The sequence below is a fragment of the Streptomyces sp. DSM 42067 genome (assembly GCF_055792885.1).
In genome coordinates, this window is sequence record NZ_CM147706.1 from 2,959,631 (window position 1) to 2,977,078 (window position 17,448).

General features: G+C 71.7%; 15 protein-coding genes, 1 other RNA gene and 1 pseudogene. 7 read left to right on the top strand and 10 right to left on the bottom strand.

Annotated elements, in window-relative coordinates; translation table 11 throughout:
• The first annotated feature begins 50 nt into the window (after window positions 1–50).
• Window positions 51–1,076 (top strand): Gfo/Idh/MocA family protein, encoded by a 1,026-nt coding sequence (locus ACSMXV_RS13755; RefSeq protein ID WP_473177913.1) that lies wholly within the window; start codon window positions 51–53, stop codon window positions 1,074–1,076.
• Between the two features lie 51 nt (window positions 1,077–1,127).
• Here the strand turns inward: ACSMXV_RS13755 and ACSMXV_RS13760 are convergent, their stop codons facing one another.
• On the bottom strand, window positions 1,128–2,774 hold the full coding sequence (locus tag ACSMXV_RS13760) for an alkaline phosphatase D family protein (RefSeq protein ID WP_473177914.1): 1,647 nt from the start codon (window positions 2,772–2,774) through the stop codon (window positions 1,128–1,130).
• 241 nt (window positions 2,775–3,015) lie between these two features.
• Between ACSMXV_RS13760 and ACSMXV_RS13765 the strand changes: the two genes are divergently transcribed.
• Complete coding sequence (locus tag ACSMXV_RS13765; RefSeq protein WP_473177915.1) at window positions 3,016–3,486, top strand: lamin tail domain-containing protein; 471 nt, start codon at window positions 3,016–3,018, stop codon at window positions 3,484–3,486.
• A 133-nt stretch (window positions 3,487–3,619) separates the two neighbouring features.
• On the opposite strand, the gene ACSMXV_RS13770 is transcribed toward ACSMXV_RS13765, so the two are convergent.
• Window positions 3,620–4,645 carry an aldo/keto reductase gene (locus ACSMXV_RS13770; protein WP_473177916.1) on the bottom strand — a complete coding sequence of 342 codons (1,026 nt, stop codon included), beginning with the start codon at window positions 4,643–4,645 and terminating at the stop codon, window positions 3,620–3,622.
• An 88-nt stretch (window positions 4,646–4,733) separates the two neighbouring features.
• Window positions 4,734–5,327: a DoxX family protein gene (locus ACSMXV_RS13775; protein ID WP_473177917.1), complete on the bottom strand. Its 594-nt coding sequence runs from the start codon at window positions 5,325–5,327 to the stop codon at window positions 4,734–4,736.
• A 305-nt stretch (window positions 5,328–5,632) separates the two neighbouring features.
• Here ACSMXV_RS13775 and ACSMXV_RS13780 point away from each other — a divergent pair, with 305 nt between their 5' ends.
• Window positions 5,633–5,770, top strand: a complete 138-nt coding sequence (locus tag ACSMXV_RS13780; RefSeq protein ID WP_473177918.1) for a hypothetical protein — start codon at window positions 5,633–5,635, stop codon at window positions 5,768–5,770.
• A gap of 304 nt (window positions 5,771–6,074) precedes the next feature.
• Here ACSMXV_RS13780 and ACSMXV_RS13785 read toward each other — a convergent pair whose 3' ends face one another.
• Window positions 6,075–7,037, bottom strand: a complete 963-nt coding sequence (locus ACSMXV_RS13785) for an ATP-binding protein (RefSeq protein ID WP_473177919.1) — start codon at window positions 7,035–7,037, stop codon at window positions 6,075–6,077.
• Window positions 7,038–7,211: 174 nt separating this feature from the next.
• Here ACSMXV_RS13785 and ACSMXV_RS13790 point away from each other — a divergent pair, with 174 nt between their 5' ends.
• Window positions 7,212–9,041: a serine/threonine-protein kinase gene (locus ACSMXV_RS13790; RefSeq protein ID WP_473177920.1), complete on the top strand. Its 1,830-nt coding sequence runs from the start codon at window positions 7,212–7,214 to the stop codon at window positions 9,039–9,041.
• Between the two features lie 95 nt (window positions 9,042–9,136).
• Here the strand turns inward: ACSMXV_RS13790 and rnpB are convergent.
• An RNA gene (gene rnpB / locus ACSMXV_RS13795) (RNase P RNA component class A) lies at window positions 9,137–9,547 on the bottom strand.
• 105 nt (window positions 9,548–9,652) lie between these two features.
• Window positions 9,653–10,231, bottom strand: coding sequence for a Uma2 family endonuclease (locus ACSMXV_RS13800; protein ID WP_473177921.1), 579 nt, complete (start codon window positions 10,229–10,231; stop codon window positions 9,653–9,655).
• 180 nt (window positions 10,232–10,411) lie between these two features.
• Between ACSMXV_RS13800 and ACSMXV_RS13805 the strand changes: the two are divergent.
• Window positions 10,412–10,587: pseudogene (locus ACSMXV_RS13805) on the top strand (MerR family transcriptional regulator); the annotation flags it as partial.
• A 38-nt stretch (window positions 10,588–10,625) separates the two neighbouring features.
• Here ACSMXV_RS13805 and ACSMXV_RS13810 read toward each other — a convergent pair.
• The gene (locus ACSMXV_RS13810; RefSeq protein WP_473177922.1) at window positions 10,626–12,086 is read right to left on the bottom strand and encodes an RNB domain-containing ribonuclease; all 1,461 of its coding nucleotides are present in this window, start codon (window positions 12,084–12,086) and stop codon (window positions 10,626–10,628) included.
• Between the two features lie 589 nt (window positions 12,087–12,675).
• Between ACSMXV_RS13810 and yaaA the strand changes: the two genes are divergently transcribed.
• Both yaaA and eda read left to right on the top strand, forming a co-directional pair.
• Entirely contained in the window at window positions 12,676–13,485 is an 810-nt protein-coding gene (yaaA, locus tag ACSMXV_RS13815) for a peroxide stress protein YaaA (protein WP_473177923.1), read from the top strand.
• A 93-nt stretch (window positions 13,486–13,578) separates the two neighbouring features.
• On the top strand, window positions 13,579–14,211 hold the full coding sequence (gene eda, locus ACSMXV_RS13820) for a bifunctional 4-hydroxy-2-oxoglutarate aldolase/2-dehydro-3-deoxy-phosphogluconate aldolase (RefSeq protein WP_473177924.1): 633 nt from the start codon (window positions 13,579–13,581) through the stop codon (window positions 14,209–14,211).
• A 91-nt stretch (window positions 14,212–14,302) separates the two neighbouring features.
• Here the strand turns inward: eda and ACSMXV_RS13825 are convergent, their stop codons facing one another.
• The 3 genes from ACSMXV_RS13825 to ACSMXV_RS13835 are packed head-to-tail and all read right to left on the bottom strand — an operon-like array spanning window position 14,303 to window position 17,279.
• On the bottom strand, window positions 14,303–15,610 hold the full coding sequence (locus ACSMXV_RS13825; RefSeq protein WP_473177925.1) for a bifunctional RNase H/acid phosphatase: 1,308 nt from the start codon (window positions 15,608–15,610) through the stop codon (window positions 14,303–14,305).
• A gap of 23 nt (window positions 15,611–15,633) precedes the next feature.
• The gene (locus ACSMXV_RS13830; RefSeq protein ID WP_473178925.1) at window positions 15,634–16,377 is read right to left on the bottom strand and encodes a zinc ribbon domain-containing protein; all 744 of its coding nucleotides are present in this window, start codon (window positions 16,375–16,377) and stop codon (window positions 15,634–15,636) included.
• Window positions 16,374–17,279, bottom strand: a complete 906-nt coding sequence (locus ACSMXV_RS13835; RefSeq protein WP_473177926.1) for a Nif3-like dinuclear metal center hexameric protein — start codon at window positions 17,277–17,279, stop codon at window positions 16,374–16,376. The genes ACSMXV_RS13830 and ACSMXV_RS13835 overlap by 4 nt, the downstream gene beginning before the upstream one ends.
• Between the last annotated feature and the right edge of the window lie 169 nt (window positions 17,280–17,448).

A 17,448-nucleotide genomic window follows, 5' to 3' on the forward strand; every position in this document is an offset into this window, starting at 1 on the left:
CTCGAACGCGGTGGTCGAGACCGCCGGAGGGCGAACAGGGAGGGAACCTCATGACGACACAACCGGTGCGGTGGGGAATTCTGGCGACCGGCGGGATCGCAGCCGCGTTCACCGCGGATCTGCTGGACCTGCCGGACGCGGAGGTCGTCGCGGTGGCCTCGCGGACGGACGCCTCGGCGAAGGCCTTCGCGGAGCGCTTCGGCATCCCGCGGGCGTACGGCAGTTGGGGCGCCCTGGCCGAGGACGCGGAGGTGGACGTCGTCTATGTGGCGACGCCGCACTCGGCGCACCGCGAGGCGGCGGGCCTGTGCCTGGAGGCGGGCCGGAACGTGCTGTGCGAGAAGGCGTTCACGCTCAACGGGCGCGAGGCCGAGGAACTGGTGGGCCTGGCCAGGGAGCGCGGCCTCTTCCTGATGGAGGCCATGTGGATGTACTGCAACCCGCTCATACGGCGGCTCAAGGCGCTGGTGGACGACGGTGCGATCGGCGAAGTCCGCACCGTCCAGGCCGACTTCGGGCTCTCGGGCCCGTTCCCCGCCTCGCACCGGCTACGGGATCCCGCACAGGGCGGCGGCGCGCTGCTGGATCTGGGCGTCTATCCGGTGTCGTTCGCTCAGCTGCTGCTGGGTGAGCCGTCGGACATCACGGCGAGAGCGGTGCTCTCCGACGAGGGCGTCGATCTCCAGACGGGAATGCTGCTCTCGTGGGAGAGCGGTGCTCACGCCCTGGTGCACTGCTCCATCATCGGGGGCACCCCCGTCATGGCGTCCGTCACCGGCTCGCAGGGCCGCATCGACATCCCGTACGGCTTCTTCCACCCCGACCGTTTCGTACTGCACCGCGACGGCCGCGACCCGGAGGAGTTCACGGCGGATCCGGCCGCCGGCACGGCCGCCAGCCTCAAGCACGAGGCCGTGGAGGTCATGCGCTGTCTGCGCGCGGGCGAGACCGAGTCCCCGCTCGTGCCGCTCGACGGTTCCCTCGCGGTGATGCGGACGCTCGACGCGGTACGTGACCGCATCGGCGTCCGCTATCCCGGCGAGACGGACCTCGTGGCTCAGGCCGTGTCGGCCTGAGCCGGTTCCGGCGCCCGCCTCAGCGTCCGCGTGAGGCGGGCTCGAGCCCGGTCAGGCGGGGTTGAGCCCCTGGTTCCCCGCCTCCGTCACGAAGGACGCGGCCGTGGTGATCGGCGCCCCCGGCGTCGTCACCGCGCTGACCGTCTTGAAGTCGGCACGCGCGGACTCGGCGCCCAGCTCGACCGTCACATAGCCGCGACGTCCGTTGTAGAACTTCATGTGCGGGTTGGCCGCCATGTAGGTGTCCCAGTTGGCGGGCTTGTCCGCGCCGTCCCGGCCGCTGGAGACGGACGTCGCGACGATCTCGGTGCCAACCGTCTTCGACGCCTGGTCGTCGAAGTCCCGCTTGATGTCGAAGGCGTAGCCGACGTGCACATCGCCCGTGAGCACCATCAGGTTGTCGATCCCGGCCGACTCCGCCCCGGCGAGGACGCGTTCACGGGAGGCCGGGTACCCGTCCCAGGCGTCCATGGACACCTTGGACGGCAGGGTCGTGGTGTTGTACCGCTGCGAGAAGGTGACCTGCTGCGGCACGACGTTCCACAGCGCCTGCGAGTTCCGCCATCCGTCGAGCAGCCACCGCTCCTGGGTCTCGCCGGTCAGCGTGCGCGAGGGGTCCTCGGACTCGGGGCCCGGGTACTGCCAGCCGTCCCCGTACGCCTGGTTGGAGCGGTACTGCCGGGTGTCGAGGATGTCGAACTGCGCGAGCCGGCCCCAGTGGAGACGACGGTAGAGCTGCATGTCCGGGCCCTCGGGCTGCTGCGGGCGGCGCAGCGGCTGGTTCTCCCAGTAGGCGCGGTAGGCGGCGGCCCGGCGCAGCAGGAACTCCTCCGGCGGTACGGAGTTCTCGGGTATGTCTCCCGCGTAGTTGTTCTCGGTCTCGTGGTCGTCCCACGTGACGACGAAGGGGTGCGCGGCGTGCGCGGCCCGCAGGTCGGGGTCGGACTTGTAGAGGGCGTACCGCAGGCGGTAGTCCTCCAGCGTGATGGTCTCGCGGTTGAAGAGGGCGGGCAGGGTGCGGTCGGTGTAGTTGCGGTAGCCGCCCACGGAGTTCACGGCGTACTCGTACAGGTAGTCGCCGAGGTGGAAGACGACGTCGACGTCGTCCTTCGCCAGGTGCTGGTACGCGGTGAAGTACCCGTCGTGGTACGCCTGGCAGGAGACCGCGGCGAGCGTCAGCGCGCCGGGCCAGCTGCCGGCCGCGGGCGCGGTGCGGGTGCGGCCGGTCTCGCTGACCCAACTTCCGGCGCGGAAGCGGTAGTAGTAGACACGTCCGGCGTCGAGGTGGGAGACCTCGACATGGACGGAGTGGTGGAACTCGGGGTGCGCGGTGGCGGTGCCGCGTCTGGCCATCCGGCGGAAGCCGGAGTCGTGGGCGAGCTCCCAGTGGACGGTGACGCGCTCCTGCGGAAGACCGCTGTCGGGCTCGTACGGCGCCGGGGCGAGCCGGGTCCAGAGGGTCACGGAACCGGGGAGCGGGTCGCCGGAGGCGACGCCGAGCGTGAACGGGTTCTCGGTGATCTGGGCCGCGTCGAGCTCGGCGGCGCTCGCCGCGCCCGCGGCCGGCAGGTTGGTGGCGAAGGCGAGCGCGGCGGCCGCGCCGGTGACGGTGAGGAAGCGGCGGCGGCCGAGGTGGCGGGCGGCGGCGCGGAGTTCGGGGTCGTGCTCGGACGGTGGCGTCGGACGTGCGGGTGTCATCTGGCCCTCCCCTGACGGTTGTTGTCAGGGGCATTGAATTTGCGGGGGGCGACCGAGGCCTGTCACGTACACAACAAGAAGATGGCGGACGTATGAGTTCCGCATAAGACCCACTCACATCCGCACACACCCGCACAAGAAGAATTTGCACAAGCGGAATGTGAGACACCGCCACCTTTGGGTCAGGTGGAGCCCCTATGCTCAACTCCTCTCCACCGGACCTTCACACTTGGAGCACAACTTGCGCATACGTTCCCTGGCCCAGACCGCCGTCGCCTTAGCCACCCTGACCGCACCCCTGCTCATCGTCGCCCCGGCTTCGGCGGCCTCGGCGGCACACCAGGGCGGTCTGCACCTCGGCTACATCCAGTACGACAGCCCGGGCTCGGACGGCGGCTCCAACTCCTCGCTGAACGCGGAGTGGGTGAACATCCACAACAACACCGGCTCCGCGATCCAGCTCAAGGGCTACAAACTCAAGGACAACACCGGCTACACGTACACCTTCGGCAGCTACCGGATCGGGGCCGGCAAGACCGTCAAGGTCCGCACCGGCAAGGGCACCAACGCCGCTGGCGTCCGCTACTGGGGACGCGGCTGGTACGTCTGGAACAACACCAGCGACAAGGCGCGGCTGATCAAGCCGAACGGCACGCTGCTGGACTCCTGCTCCTGGACGACGTCGGACGACGGCTACAAGAACTGCCACTGACCGCGTAGCCAAAGGCCCACAGGACCATTTCGACGGGGGTGGACAACCGCTCCGCGGCGACCAGGTGACCAAGGGGGGCCCGCGATGGGGAGCGCGGGAACGCCCTGGGCCGCCGCGGAGCGGTTGTTCTGGTTCACGCCTTCGTGGATCCCTGAGCCCCGAGTACGCGCTCGATCTCCGCCAACTCCTCCTTCGCCAGCGGCCCGTACGCCAGCGCCCCCGCGTTCTCCTCCGCCTGCGCCACCGTCCGGAAGCCGGGGATCGGCACCGTCCGGGGGCTGCGCGCCCACAGCCAGGCCAGTGCGCCCTGGGTGAGGGTGCGCCCGCGGCTCGTCAGGACGGACCGTACGGCCTCGACGCGCGCCAGCCACTCCGGATCGGCGCCACCGCCCGCGGCGAACCCGGGCAGCCAGGCCGGCGGTGCGCTGCGGATGTCACCGGCGGTGAGCGTGCTCTCCGGCACGTACTTGCCGGTCAGCAACCCCATCGCGAGCGGGCTCCGGTTAATGCTCGCGAGTTCGTACTCCTCGCAGAGGGCGAGCAGTTCGGGTGCGTCCTGGAGGACGTTGCAGCGGTGCTGCACGGCGGCGCAGTGCGGACCCGCGGCGAAGACGGCCGCGCGCGCCGGATCGTCCGTGCTCCATGCGTACGCGCGGATGAGCCCCTCGAGTACGAGATCCTCGCAGGCGTCCCGCAGGAGAGCGGCCCGCTCGGGGTCCGCGTCGGACAGGTGCAGCTGGTAGAGGTCCACGTAGTCGGTGCCGAGCCGGGCGAGCGAGGCGGTCAGCGCTCGCCGTACGTACGCCGGTGAGTCGTCGCTGCCCGTGAGGGCCTTGCTCTCCTCGTCGAAGAGGTTGCCCCACTTGGTGGCCACCACGACGTCCGCCCTGCGCTTGCCGAGGGCCCGTCCCAGTACGCGCTCGCTGTGCCCGGTCCCGTACACGTCGGCGGTGTCGAAGAAGGTCACACCCAGGTCCAGCGCCCGGCGCACGGCACGCACCGACTCCTCGTCGTCGACCTTGCCCCACCCGAGCGGGCTCCCGTCCGGGGCCTGCCACTCGCCGCCGATGGCCCAGCAGCCGAAACCGAGGGCGCTCACCTCGATTCCGCTGCGTCCGAGGGTCCTTGTGTACGACGAGTTCGCTTCGTTGGTCTCCATGCCTCTGAACGCTAGGAGTTGGAGTGCACGCGAAGGCAATGCCTCTGCCGGGCTCAGGCCCGATTCTTGAGGTCGGGAGGCCGGGACCTCATACCCCCTGCGCCGCGGCTCCGCCCGCGGGCTCCTCGCCGAACGGTCCCTCCTTCACCTCCTGCTCGGAGGGCGCCGCCTGGGCCAGCCGTACTTGCCTGTTCCGTGCCGCGATCACGCCCATCGTGCCGATGGCCGTGGCCGCGAATGCCACCGGGACCATCCAGTCGCGGTTGACGAGGTGGCCCAGGGCATGGTCGAGGGAGATGCGGCCAGGACCGGTGATGGCGAGGCAGGCCGGCACAAGGCCGAGGAACGCCGCGTACTCGTATCCGCCACTCTGGGCGAAGAAACCGCTGGGCGCATGCACGGCCGCCGCCCCGGCCATCCCGCCTGCCGCGGCCGCCCCCGCCGCGGGCGTCGCGAGACCGAGGGCGAGCAGCGCGCCGCCACCCGTTTCGACGAGCCCGGCGGCGACGGCGCTCGCCTTGCCCGGCTTGTAACCGACGGACTCCATCATGGCGCCGGTGCCCTCGATTCCGCCGCCGCCGAACCAGCCGAAGAGCTTCTGGGTGCCATGGGCGGCGAGCACACCGCCGGTTCCGAGGCGAAGCAGCAGAAGGCCCAGGTCACGTCGGTCGATAAAGGTCACGGCAACTCCTCGGGGGCGTGCGGTTCAAGGGACGTACGGGTCCAGGGCTTCGCGAGTGCCCTCCCCACCGTCGCATCACACCGGGCCCGGCACCCGGCCCGTGCGGCCGTTCGAGTGGTGGCGGTCGGGGTCATGGCAGCTGTGCAGGCTGGGCCAACCAGCGTCCGGAGGGACGTGCTCACACGGGCCGACCGCTTGCCGACCGGAACCAGGGCACGAAGACGATTGGCGTACGTCCGGCATTTCGCCGTGCGGGATCCTGGGGATGACTTGGGATCGCTACACCAATCAGGGACGCTGCGCCCATGGACCATCGCGAAGCCGCTCACCAGACGCCGACGCAGCCCTCGCCGGACGCGCCCGCCCCGGCGTCCCAGTGGGAATCCATCGACGCCCTGTACGCCTGGCTCGACGGCCACAACCGGCACACCGCGCAGCGGTGACGACGCGATGGAGGCGGAAATCTCCTCGGATCGCGCCGTGAGGGTGCTCGCACGGTGAACACCCGTTCGACGTATCCGCCGTCGTGGCCGGACGCGCTGCGGGCGCAGCCTGGGACGAGGTGCTCGTTCGCGTCCCCCGGCGTCGGCGGTACCAGGTCATCATCCGCGACTTCGTGATGCTCACCCCCCTGCGCGAGACCCAGGCGGCCGGAGCCGCCGTCGAGCAGGGGGTCGGGGTGCTCCGAGGGCCCTGGACACACCCTGACGGCTGCCCCGGCTGGGCGGGCAGTCTGGGCGGCCGCGCTCAGGCAGAGGCCGGGGCCAGGGCGGCCGGGCCGTGCCGGAAGCCGGGGTCGACCTGCGCGGAGAGGTCGCTTCCGGTGGCCTTGTCGGCCCAGGCCGCGGCGTTGCGGAGGTGGAACTCGACGGCGTGCTTCTGGAAGGCCTCCCAGTCCTTGGTACGGGCGTCGAGAGCCGTCCGCAGCTGGCGCAGGGCATGGACGTTGTGCGGCTCCAGCTCACCCTGAGGCCGCCCCCGCTCCTGGGACCGCACCCAGGAGGACTGCTCGAAGTACGCCAGGAGATGGTCGCCGACGTGCTCCTTGAGGAAGAGCAGATCGTCCTCGCCGGTGACCTTGTTGCCGACGACCGCGACCGGGATGCCGAACTCCTCGGCGTGGTCGCGGTACTGGCGGTAGACGGAGACACCCTTGCGGGTGGGCTCGGCGACCAGGAACGTCATGTCGAACCGGGTGAACAGCCCGGAGGCGAAGGCGTCAGCGCCGGCGGTCATGTCGACGACGACGTACTCGCCGGGCCCGTCGACGAGATGGTTGAGGTACAGCTCCACGGCTCCGAGCTTGGAGTGGTAGCAGGCCACACCGAGATCGCTCTCGTCGAACTCACCGGTGACCATCAGCGGCACCCCGCCCACGTTCTGGACGTGGTGGGCGTGCACCGGGTCGTCACCGAGCAGTCGCAGCAGGCGCGAGCCCCGGCCGGGCGGGGTGGTCTTGATCATGGCCGCACTCGAGGTGATACGCGGGTTGTCGCCCCGGAGATGGTCCTTGATCTCCGCCAGTCGCGCGCTCAGGGGCGGCGCGTCGAAGGTCTCACCGTCGTCGAGACCGAGGGCCTGGGCCAGATGCTGGTTGATGTCGCCGTCGATGGCGACAACGGGCGCGCCTGAGCGGGCCAGATGACGTGAGAAGAGGGCCGACAGCGTGGTCTTGCCGCTCCCGCCCTTACCGACGAACGCGACGCGCACCACGGACCCCCGAGCTGAAAATGAATGTCATGTGGCCAGATTTAGCGAGGCGGCAGCGAGGCTGTCAAATCGCGATTCACTCAACTTGATTAGTGCGCTGTGGAGTTGAGGGCCGGCTCTGGGGCCGTGCGGTGCGTTCATGGAGGGCGCGGCCCGCCGGTATGGTGATCTGTCATGGACGCGCTGGGGGCGGACGATCCGCGGGCTGTCGGTGGATACCAGGTTTTCGGGTTGCTCGGGCGCGGCGGGATGGGGCGGGTCTATCTGGCACGCGCGGCCGACGGCGGCGGCGCGGTGGCGCTGAAGGTCGTCAACCGGGAACTGGCCGGCCAGGACGAGTTCCGCAATCGGTTCCGGCGCGAGGTGCGGGCCGCGCGGACGGTCGGCGGGGAGCGGACGGCGCGGGTGCTCGACGCCGACACCCAGGCGGAGACGCCCTGGGTGGCCACCGAGTACGTGCCGGGGCTGTCGCTGGCCGAAGTCGTCGGCTCGATGTACGGGCCGCTGCCCACGCGGTCCCTGTGGGCGCTGGCGGACGGGCTCGGGCGGGCGCTGCGCGCGATCCACTCCGCCGGCCTGGTCCACCGCGACCTCAAGCCGTCCAACGTGCTGCTCGCCCCCGAGGGGCCGCGCGTCATCGACTTCGGCATCGCACGCCACGTCGCCCAGACCGCTACGACCCTCACCCGCACCGGCATCACCCTCGGCTCACCCGGCTACATGGCTCCCGAGCAGGTACTCGGCGAGCAGATCGGTCCCGCCGCGGACGTGTTCTGCCTGGGTGCGGTGCTGGCGTACGCGGCAACCGGGGTCGCGCCCTTCGGGGACCCGGCCATCGGGCCGCACGCGCAGATGTTCCGCATCGTGGAAGGCGAGCCCGATCTCGGTGAACTCGCTTCCATGGACGGGGATTTGCACGCGTTGGTCGTCGCCTGCCTGCGGAAGCCTGCGGAGGAACGGCCCAGTGTGGACGAGGTGCTGGAACGAACAGCCGGGAAGACCGACGGCTCGGCCAGGACGGCTGACGGCTCGGCCGGGACGGCTGACGGCTCGGCCGGGACGGCTGACGGCTCGGCCGGGACGGCTGACGGGGATGAGGGCGGTTGGCTTCCTGACGACCTGGTGGAGCTGCTGGAGCGCCAGGCGCGGCGTACGGCTGAGGAGTTGGCAGCCGCTGACGCCAGTGCTGCTGATGCCGGGGAGAACGACGCGGGCACCGTCGTGCTGCGGGGACGGGGTGCGGGCACGGCGGGCGGCACCGGCCCGGAAGCCGCAGCCGCTCCCACCGACCCCTCGCAGCAGTCGCGGGGCCGTACCCGGGCGCGGCGCCTGCTCGTCGTATGCCTCGTGTTCGTGACCGTCGTCGTGACGGGCGTGGGGGCCTGGGTACTGCTGCCCTGGGCCGAGAGGGAGGGATCGGGCGGCGGGGACGGGAGTGCGCGGCTGCCCGGCGACGAGCCTTCCGTGTCCGCGAGTTCGGCGGTGCCGCAGAAGTCCGCCTCGCCATCGCCTTCGGAGTCCGACTCGGCGTCGCCTTCGGCGTCCGCATCGCGGTCGAGCAGCGCCACACCGCCGGATTCCAGCGGAGGCGCGGACCCGTCGCCGTCGTCGCGCGACGCCGGAGAGGACGGCGACAACAACGAGGCCGGCGGTCCGCCGGCGGGCGATGACTCGACGCCGGACTCGGGGGCGCAGTTCCCGGCCGCGTTCGCCGGTACGTGGGCGGACGGCCAGGACACGGTCGTCATCCCGTCGGCACCGGACAACGGCAAGACGGTGACCGTGACGTACTACGACGACGAGGGCTGGTGCCGGTACGTCCACACCATCACCGGCGTGACCTCGACCCGGATCTTCCTCGACCAGCAGGAGATGACCGACTTCTCCCCCGAGGATCACCAGTGTGCCTCGGAGGCGACGGACGGCTGGCACGTCGCGCGCGTGGACGACGACCACATCCGGTATGGCTCACCGTCGGTGACGTACGTGTTCACGCGCACCTGACCGGAACTCGCGGGAAACCACAGGTAGGGGCGGGAGCTCCAACAGCAGGAGGCCTGCGGCCCTGGCCAGACTTTGTCCTGGTGAGGGCCACAGGGCAGACGAGTCGGGCTGTACGCCGGGTTCTGTTCCGGAGGGTCCTCGCGGGCCCTCCGGCGACGGCCATCCATCTAGGGCCGACGTTGCCGCCGGCCTCGTGCGGTCTACCCGCGGACTCGGGCGGGCCGCCCTCGATCGTCCGCGCAGAGTCGCTTGTTACGGCGGCTCCTCTTGACCTTGCTCCGGGTGGGGTTTACCTAGCTGCCCAGGTCACCCTGGGCACTGGTGGTCTCTTACACCACCGTTTCACCCTTACCGAGGACCGAGGTCCCCGGCGGTCTGTTTTCTGTGGCACTGTCCCGCGGGTCACCCCGGGTGGCCGTTAGCCACCACCCTGCCCTGTGGAGCCCGGACGTTCCTCGGGAAGGTCCCCGCGAGGGGGCTCTTCACGCGGCCGTCCGCCCGGCTCGTCTGCCGTGTGGACCATGGTACCGGTCGTGCGCTCCCCCTCAGTCCCGGCGGCCGCCGCTATCGAGCGCCGAGCCCACCCCCGCTTCCCTGCCCCGGCGGCAACGTCAGAGGAAGTCCGTCGTGTCCAGCTCGAAGGTGAACGGCTCTGGGAGGGCGAGCGGCTTGCCGAACGGGAGCGTGCAGTGCTGGCGGTAGTCGTCCTTCTCGGGATCGCTGAACAGCGTGGTCGAGGAGGCCTCGCGGTCGACCAGCAGGTAGAGGGGGATGCCGCCGCGGGCGTAGCAGCGCCGCTTGGCCTCGCGGTCGATCCTGGGTTTGGTGGACGTCACCTCGAGGACCATGGCGACGCCGTCGCACGGCATCCAGGAGTCGGCGCCCCGGTACAGACGCAGCTCCGCGGGGGCGAAAGTGCCGTCGGGGATCACATGGTCCTTCGGGCAGCCACCCCCGCTTCTCAGCTTCAGGCCCTTGTTCCCGGAAAACTGCATGTCGGCCGTGGACCGCCTGATCACCTGGCTGACGATCAGACCGATGTAGTCCTCGTGGTCCCCGTCCGGCGGCGGCGTCACAACGATCTCCCCCTCGATCAGTTCGGCCCGGAAGCCCTCCGGGGTGTCGAGGGACAGGAAGATCTCCAGCAATCCCTCAGCCGGCGTGATCGGCTCATGGGCCACGGCAGTCATGTCACGCCCCTCCTTCTGTTCCTCGCCAGACTGGGACATCGGTGGACCACCTGCCGGTGAGATCGGAACCGTTCCCTCGATCGTGGCACACGATCACGCAAAGTTGTCGGGGTTGCGGGGTCACGTCGCCCCCGCCAGCTCCCTTGCCCCTGCCGCAACGTCGACGTTTCTCCTGGGCGCATGCGGATCGGAGAGATCGCCGCCGTCGTTTCGCGGTGACGACGCGGACCATCAGGCACTATCACCATGCCGTCGTTCTCGCCCGTATCCGGCGGCTGACGGAGCCGGGGCCCGGGTGCGCCGAGGTGCGGGACGCGCTCGCGCACGACACCGGGCGCGACCTCGCCGAGGTGCTGGATCGACGAATCCCACGGATTCCACGAACCCCGCGACGTCACGCGGGGGTGAACAGCGCCTTCGCCCTCCCCGGATCCGCCTGCCTGAGCCGGACCCGGAGCCGCTCCCCCAGCGGGAGCGGCTCCGTACCGCCCTCGATGCGGGCGACGACCGCCGCGTCGGTCAACTGCACGGTTCCGACGGTCGGTTCCTGCTCCTTGACGTCCACCACACAGGCGTCGAAGACCTCGCCGATCCGGTCCATGAGCAGCGCGGCCTCGACGATGTCGAGGCACTCGCGCTCGACCGTGCCCGCGCGGCGTGCCCCCTCCGCCATCTTCGCGGGCAGTGCGTCGAGGTCCGCGAGCACCCACTCGGGCGGCTCCCGGCCCGCGGCGGCCGCCACGCACACCTCGGACGTATAGCGGTCGACGAGGCGGCGCAGGGGTGCGGTGCAGTGGGTGTAGGGCGCGGCGACGGCGGCGTGGAGGGGGAACTCGGGGACCCTGCCGCCGCTGAAGACCGTGTATCCGGCGCCGCGCAGGAGGGTCGTGCACTCCTGTAGGAACGCCGCGTGACGCGACTGGTGCGGGTCGAGTGAGCGGACCATTTCGGCGTACGGGACGTGGTGGGGCCAGTCGATGCCGAGGGCCTTCGCGGTACGGCGGAGGCGGCCGACGGCGCCGTCGGGGGCGGCGGGGAGGGTACGCAGGACGCCGGTGCCGCGGGTGATCATCAGCTCGGCGGCCGCCATGCCGGTGAGCAGGGAGATCTGGGCGTTCCAGCGGTCGGTGGGGAGCGGGGCGCGGTAGGTGAGTGCGTAGGTTCTGGCGGCCGGCCCGTGCGCCGGGTTCTCGATGATCTGCTGTTCGGGGACGTTGAGGGAGATGCCGCCGCGTTCGGCCTCCAGTCGTTCGCGCAGTGTGCCGACGGTGCGGAGGAGGGCGAGCGGTTCCTCCGCGGTGCCCGCGTCGATGTGCCGCTGGGCGCTTGCGTAGTCGAGCCGGGTGCGGTTGCGGACCAGGGCGCGGCGTACGTCGGTGGAGACGGTGCGGCCGTCGGCGTCGAGGTCGAGGGTCCACAGGACGGCCGGGCGGGCCTGACCGGGAAGCAGACTGGCGGCGCCCTCCCCGATCAGGGCCGGGTGCAGCGGCACTCTTCGGTCCGGGAAGTAGAGGGTGGTGATCCGGCGGTGGGCCTCGGTGTCGAGGGCCAGCCCGGGGGTGACGAACGCGGCGACGTCGGCGATCGCGTAACGGACCCGGAAACCGCCGCCGGGGCGCCGGGACAGGTGCATCGCCTGGTCGAGGTCCTGGGACGCGGCCGGGTCGATGCTGAAGAGGGGCAGGTCCGTCGCGTCGCGATCGGGCAGTCGTGGCGCCTGCGCGACCTGTTCCGCCTCGTCGAGTACGGCGACCGGGAAGGTCTCGGGCACCGCGAGTTCCACACGCAGCCCACGCAGCGCCGCCCGCAACGGGGCATCGACGGCGGCGGTCACCTTCAGATGACGGCGGGGCATGGACCGAGCGTAGGCCGGGGCGGGGGCGACGGCATGCTGTGGTAGGCGGGGCGGCGGGCGGGGTGGATCCGCTGTCGCGGCGGGGTGCGGTCGGGTTCGCCGTGGCAGCGGGACGGGTCCGGGTTCCCGCCGCGGGCCGGACAGGCCGGGTGCCGGCCCGTTGCTGAGGGGCCGGTCTGGTGTCCATCGTGGCTGGCCGGGGTCGGACCCTGTCGCTGGTCCGGGGGCCCGGACGGCCCGCCGTACGGCTGAGCGCGACGTCGCCCCACGACGGCGGGGCGGGTTGCGTACCCGCCGCGGGCCGGACCAGGCCGGGTGCCCGTTGCTGCGGGGCGGCTCCGGTGACCGTCGCGGTCAGCCGGCGTCGCCCCCCTCGCTGCGCGTCGGTCCGCGTCTCTCCGTCGTACCGGCGAGGGCCGACGGTCACCTCTGCGGTGGTCAGGCGGCCGGCGCGGCCGCGCAGCGGCGGAAGCCGCCAAGCGGGCAACCGGTGCCGCAGGCGGCCCCCAGGGCACCCCGTACCCTGACGCCGGGGCCGCATCGCACCGTGCCCGTTCCGCTGTCCCTCACGCCCTGAAGGAGATCCGCTGTGCTCGTGCTGCTGCCGCCGTCCGAAGGCAAGGCCCCGTCCGGGCGCGGCGCGCCGCTGAAGCTGGACTCGTTGTCGCTGCCGGGGCTCACCGAGGCGCGACAGGCGGTGCTGGAGGAGCTCGTCGAGCTGTGTGCGGGAGACCCCGGCGAGAACGAGAAGGCCCGCGAGGTGCTCGGGCTGAGCGAGGGCCTGCGCGGCGAGATCGCCAAGAACGCGGAGCTGCGGACGGCGGGCGCTCGGCCGGCCGGGGAGATCTACACGGGCGTCCTCTACGACGCGCTGGACCTCGCGTCCCTCGACCCGGCCGCGAAGCGGCGGGCGAAGCGCTCGCTGCTGGTGTTCTCGGGGCTGTGGGGCGCAGTCCGGATGGGCGACCGCATCCCGTCCTACCGCTGCTCGATGGGAGTGAAGCTCCCGGCGCTCGGCGCGCTCGCCGCGTACTGGCGGGCGCCGCTGGCCTCGGTCATGCCCGAGGCCGCCGGCGACGGGCTGGTCCTGGACCTGCGGTCGTCGGCGTACGCGGCCGCGTGGAAGCCGAAGGGCGAGGTCGCCGAGCGCACGGCGACCGTGCGGGTGCTGCACTCGCAGATGGTCGACGGCGTGGAGAAGCGGTCCGTCGTCAGCCACTTCAACAAGGCGACGAAGGGCCGGATCGTACGGGGCCTGCTGACGTCCGGTGCCCAGCCCGAGAACCCGGCCGCGCTGGTCGACGCGCTGCGGGACCTCGGCTACGTGGTGGAGGCGGAGCCGCCTGCCAAGGCGGGGCGGGCGTGGGCGCTGGATGTGGTGGTGACGGAGATCCACTGAGCCCGAAGTCCATGTGAGACCCCGAAGTCCCTTCATTGCAGCATGCGCAACAAGCTTTGCGCATGCTGCATACGGCGCGGCAGGATGAGCCTCATGACTACGCCGCCCCTCTCCTCATCCGTACTGGACCTCGCCCCCGTTCTGCCCGTCGTCGTCGTGGAGGACGTCGCCGACGCCGTGTCGCTGGCGCGGGCGCTGGTCGCCGGCGGGCTGCCGGCGATCGAGGTGACGCTGCGAACGCCCGCCGCGCTCGGCGCGATCCGGGCGATCGCGGACGAGGTGCCGGGCGCGGTGGTCGGCGCGGGCACCGTGATCTCCCCCGCGAACGTCGCCGACTCGCTGGCCGCCGGGGCCCGCTTCCTGGTCAGCCCCGGCTGGACGGACGGCTTGCTGGAGGCGATGAAGGCGTCCGGCGTGCCGTTCCTGCCGGGCGTCTCGACGACGTCGGAGGTCGTGGCTCTGCTGGAGCGCGGGGTGAACGAGATGAAGTTCTTCCCCGCGGAGGCGGCCGGCGGCACCGCGTATCTGAAGTCCCTCGCCGGGCCGCTCCCCCAGGCCCGGTTCTGTCCGACGGGCGGCGTCGGCCTCGGGAACGCGGCGGCGTATCTGGCCCTGAAGAACGTCGCCTGCGTGGGCGGCAGCTGGATCGTGCCGCGGGACGCGGTCGCGGCCCGGGACTGGGACCGGGTGGAGACGCTGGCGCGGGAGGCGGCGGCGCTGCGGTAGCCCTCCGGGGGCCGCAGCTCTTGTCGCCCTAACGGGCTCGTCCTCAAACTCCCCCAGCTACCGCTGGGAGGTGCCCCCAGACGGGCTGAAATCAGCCCGTCCGGAGGTGCCCCGTGTCGTTCAGCAGCCGGAGGCTGGCGTTCCCGTCCGCGTAGTACGCGATCGCCGACAGCGAGGCCGCCGAGAGTTCCATGCGGAACAGCGACTCCGGCGGGGCGCCGAGTGCGAGGCGTACCAGCGTCTTGACCGGGGTGACATGCGTGACCAGGAGGACCGTGCGGCCCCTGTACGCGGTGATCAGCTTGTCGCGGGTCGCGGCGACCCGGCGGGTGACCGCCGCGAAGCTCTCGCCGCCGCCGGTCGGTGCCGCCTTCACCGAGGCGAGCCAGGCGTTCAGGTCGTCGGGGTAGCGGTCCCGTACCTCCGCGAACGTCAGGCCCTCCCACGCGCCGAAATCCGTCTCGCGCAGCCCCTCCTCGATGCTCACCTCGAGTCCGAGCCGGGTGGCGACGATTCCCGCGGTCTCGCGGCACCGCCTGAGCGGTGAGGAGACGACGGCCTGGATCGTGCCGCGGGCGGCGAGCGCCGCCGCGACACGGTCGGCCTGGGCGCGGCCCGCGTCCGACAGCGCCGGGTCACTGCCGCCACTGCCGGAGAACCGCTTCTCGCGGGTCAGCGGGGTCTCGCCGTGCCGCAGCAGTACGAGCGTTGCGGGCGCCCCCAGATCGGGGGGCGCAGCCCAGCCGACGGGCGGCGTACCCACGGCGACGCTCCGAGCCGCCCGCACGTCAGCGCCGGCCTTCGCCCGCACCTCAGCCGCCGCGTCCGCAAGGACCTCAGCGACAGCACCAGCCGCACCCGCCATCGCCGCCCGAGCCCTGGCCGCCCCCGCTGCCGCGTCCCCGGGCGGTCCCGACGGGGTAAGCACGGTGGTACCGGACGGGCCGGCGCCCAGCTCCGCCGAGGAGCGCGTAGCCGCCCATTGCTCGCCCCGCCTGCCCGCGTCCATCGCCTCGTTGGCCAGCCGGTCCGCGTGCTTGTTCTGTTCCCGCGGGATCCACTCGTAGGTGATCTGCGACGGCGGGAACACCGTCTTCGCCTCCGCCGCGAGCGGCTTCATGCCCGGGTGCTTGATCTTCCAGCGGCCGGACATCTGCTCGACGACCAGCTTCGAGTCCATCCGTACGCGTACGCGCGCCGCCGGGTCCAGCTCGTGCGCGGCCCTGAGGCCGGCGAGCAGGCCCCGGTACTCGGCCACGTTGTTCGTGGCGGTCCCGATGTACTCGGCGGCCTCCATCAGGGTCGCCCCCGTGGCCGCGTCCTTCACGACGGCGCCGTAGCCCGCGGGCCCCGGGTTTCCCCGGGAGCCGCCGTCGGCCTCGACGATGAACTCACGCATGCGCAGCCGCCCCTGGCAGCGCTTTACAGGCCGGACTCGGACGTACGGACCAGGATGCGGCGGCAGTTCTCGCAGCGCACCACGGCGTCCGGGGCCGCGGCCCGCACCTCGTTGAGCTCGGTGATGTTGAGCTCCAGGCGGCAGCCCTCGCAGCGCCGCTGGTAGAGCCGGGCCGCACCGATGCCGCCCTGCTGCTCCCGCAGCTTGTCGTACAGCTTGAGCAGGTCCGCGGGCACGGAGGCGGACACGACCTCGCGCTCCTTGGTGACCGACGCCGTCTCGCCGTCGATCTCCTCGTACGCGGCGTCGCGGCGCCCCGTCGCGTCGTCGATCTTCGACTGGACGGACGAGACCCGCTCGGTCAGTTCGGCGACGCGCTCCTGCGCGGACTCGCGGCGCTCCATGACCTCGAGCACGATGTCCTCGAGATCGCCCTGGCGCCGGGCGAGGGACGCGATCTCGTGCTGGAGGTTCTCCAGGTCCTTCGGCGAGGTGATGACGCCCGAGTCCAGGCGCTGCTGGTCGCGGGCGGCGCGCTGCCGGACCTGGTCGACGTCCTTCTCGGCCTTGTCCTGCTCGCGGGCGCAGTCGCTCTCCTCCGTCTGCGCGGCGACGAGCAGGTCGCGCAGCTGCGTCAGGTCCTTGTTCAGCGACTCGATCTCGGCGTGCTCGGCCAGCGACTTCCGCTTGTGCGCGAGCTGCTGCAGGCGTACGTCGAGGGCCTGGACGTCGAGGAGTCGGATCTGGTCGGCGGGCGCGGCGTTCAGTTGGGGGCTCCAGGAGGGGTGTGATCCAGAGGGGCGCGCGGAGCGCTCCCTGGAGGGGCGGTGGTGGGAGACGGGCGGGATGAGGCCGCGTGGGCTGTCCAGGGGTCGGTGACCGTCTTCGAGACGTGGACGCGAAGTCCCCATCCGTGCCGGTCGGAGATCTCGTCGAGCTGGGCTGCGGCCAGCTCGCACCAGGGCCACTCGGTGGCCCAGTGCGCCGCGTCGAGCAGCGCGAGAGGACTGTGTTCGCGGGCCTCGGACACCGGGTGGTGGCGCAGGTCCGCGGTGAGGAAGGCGTCGACGCCGGCGGCACGCACGTCGTCGAAGAGGCTGTCGCCGGAGCCGCCGCTGACCGCGACGGTACGCACCTGCATGTCCGGGTCGCCCGCGACGCGGATGCCCTGCGCCGTGGCGGGCAGCCGCCTCGCGGCGAGCTCGGCGAGCTCGCGCACGGTCAGCGGGTGGTCCAGCTCGCAGACCCGGCCGAGGCCGCGGCGGCCCTCGGGATCCGTCGGGTCCGGGACGAGGGGTCCCACGACCCGGAGGTCCAGCGCGCCCGCGAGGGCGTCCGATACGCCCGGGTCGGCGCGGTCGGCGTTGGTGTGCGCCACGTGCAGCGCGACGTCGTTCTTGATCAGGGTGTGCACGACGCGGCCCTTGAAGTGGGAGGCCGCGACCGTCGTCGTACCGCGCAGATACAGCGGGTGGTGGGTGACCAGCAGGTCGGCGCCGAGCTTCACGGCCTCGTGGGCGATCTCCTGGACGGGGTCGACCGCGAACAGCACTCGCGAGACCTCGGTGTCCGGTTCGCCGCAGACGGTGCCGACCGCGTCCCATCCCTCGGCCCGCTCGGGGGGCCAGAGTGCGTCGAGCGCGGCGGTGACTTCAGACAGACGGGGCACGAGGGACAGGCTAGCTCGTCTTTGCTGCCGAGCCGCCGCCGCTCCCGCGGGCCCGGCTGATCGCCGCGGGCGCTGCTTGGTTCGAACAGAGACCGGACGGCAGTTGTTTAGGGTCCCTAACCTTTGATCCGGCCTCTGGCACCCCGCCCGGCGGAGCACAAGCACCACC

Bases quoted from the DNA above. Each gene is read 5' to 3' on its own strand.
- ACSMXV_RS13755 (WP_473177913.1), top strand. From the start codon at position 51: ATGACGACACAACCGGTGCGGTGGGGAATTCTGGCGACCGGCGGGATC.
- ACSMXV_RS13760 (WP_473177914.1), bottom strand. From the start codon at position 2,774: ATGACACCCGCACGTCCGACGCCACCGTCCGAGCACGACCCCGAACTC.
- ACSMXV_RS13770 (WP_473177916.1), bottom strand. From the start codon at position 4,645: ATGGAGACCAACGAAGCGAACTCGTCGTACACAAGGACCCTCGGACGC.
- ACSMXV_RS13780 (WP_473177918.1), top strand. From the start codon at position 5,633: ATGGACCATCGCGAAGCCGCTCACCAGACGCCGACGCAGCCCTCGCCG.
- ACSMXV_RS13790 (WP_473177920.1), top strand. From the start codon at position 7,212: ATGGACGCGCTGGGGGCGGACGATCCGCGGGCTGTCGGTGGATACCAG.
- ACSMXV_RS13800 (WP_473177921.1), bottom strand. From the start codon at position 10,231: ATGACTGCCGTGGCCCATGAGCCGATCACGCCGGCTGAGGGATTGCTG.
- ACSMXV_RS13810 (WP_473177922.1), bottom strand. From the start codon at position 12,086: ATGCCCCGCCGTCATCTGAAGGTGACCGCCGCCGTCGATGCCCCGTTG.
- eda (WP_473177924.1), top strand. From the start codon at position 13,579: ATGACTACGCCGCCCCTCTCCTCATCCGTACTGGACCTCGCCCCCGTT.
- ACSMXV_RS13825 (WP_473177925.1), bottom strand. From the start codon at position 15,610: ATGCGTGAGTTCATCGTCGAGGCCGACGGCGGCTCCCGGGGAAACCCG.